This is a genomic window from Shewanella sp. 11B5, assembly GCF_002836795.1.
GTDB lineage: Bacteria > Pseudomonadota > Gammaproteobacteria > Enterobacterales > Shewanellaceae > Shewanella > Shewanella frigidimarina.
The window spans coordinates 1-1,423 of sequence record NZ_PJAP01000055.1 but is presented as its reverse complement, the minus strand read 5'-3'; the positions used below and the strand labels follow the sequence as shown (position 1 = coordinate 1,423).

The following is a 1,423-nucleotide window of genomic DNA, read 5'->3' as shown; positions in this document are numbered from 1 at the left end:
TAGCTATCAAGGTCGTAAGTATTTATAATTCCCCGCAATTAAAGTAAGCCCTCTGTAAAGATGTCGACTCTGTGAGTATGGTCAGTAGCACAAGGCATACCGTATCCTCATTTATCGTAATTTGACTATTAATCCAATGTTAACCTTTGCCCAAGGAACCCCGTTCCATGTTAGAAAAACTATTTAAACTTAAACAGAACAACACGAGTCTTAAGCAAGAGGCTATGGCCGGTCTGACTACTTTTTTAACGATGGCTTACATCATTTTTGTTAACCCTATGATGCTTGCAGATGCTGGGATGGATCATGGTGCGGTATTTGTTGCCACATGTTTAGCAGCTGCCATAGGTTGCTTAGTGATGGGGTTATTAGCTAATTACCCGATAGCATTGGCTCCGGGTATGGGGCTGAATGCCTTTTTTACTTACACCGTAGTTGGCGAAATGGGGTATAGCTGGGAAACGGCACTTGGCGCGGTCTTTATGTCAGGTGTGTGCTTCTTAATTTTATCCTTAGTCAAAATACGTGAGTGGATAGTTAATAGTATTCCAATGTCGTTACGTTTTGGTATTGCTGCTGGTATTGGATTATTTTTAGCCTTAATAGGCTTAAAAAATGCCGGTATTGTTGTGGCAAGCCCAGCAACATTAGTGACTATGGGCGATATCACCTCATTTCCAGCCTTGATGGCCGCATTAGGTTTTTTCTTAATTATTGCCATGGTTCATCGTGGTCTAAAGGCTGCCGTTATTTTTAGCATTCTAATAGTGACAGTTTTAGGAATGATATTTGGTGATGTGCAATACCAAGGTTTAATTTCTATGCCGCCGTCTCTCGCGCCGACATTTATGAAGATGGACTTGTCTAGTGTATTAGAAGTGAGCATGTTGTCGGTGGTTTTTGCTTTCTTATTTGTCGATTTATTTGACACATCAGGTACCTTAGTTGCTGTTGCTCAACGTGGCGGACTGCTTGATGAAAAAGGCCGTTTACCTCGAGTAAAACGTGCCTTAACCGCAGACAGTGTCGCCACTATTACTGGTGCTGCATTAGGTACATCAACTACCACGAGCTACATCGAAAGTATCGCAGGGGTGAGTGCAGGTGGTCGCACAGGTTTAACTGCCGTTGTAGTTGGATTACTGTTTTTAGCGGCGTTATTTGTGTCGCCATTAGCCGGTATGGTGCCAGCATATGCCACAACAGGTACCTTGTTTTATGTCGCAATCCTAATGATGTCTGGTCTAGTCAATGTTGATTGGGAAGATATTACTGAAGCAGCTCCCGTTGTTGTGACGTGTTTATTAATGCCGTTAACCTTCTCTATAGCCAATGCAATTGGTCTTGGGTTTATTTCTTATGCTGCGATCAAATTGATGACTGGACGTTTTAAAGATTTAAATCCAGGTATTTTAGTGGTGGC

General features: G+C 42.2%; 1 protein-coding gene. It reads left to right on the top strand.

Annotation, left to right across the window (positions count from 1 at the left end):
* Positions 1 to 167 precede the first annotated feature (167 nt).
* The coding region (locus CXF78_RS00455) for an NCS2 family permease (protein ID WP_102035681.1) at positions 168 to 1,423 on the top strand (1,256 nt) is incomplete at its 3' end.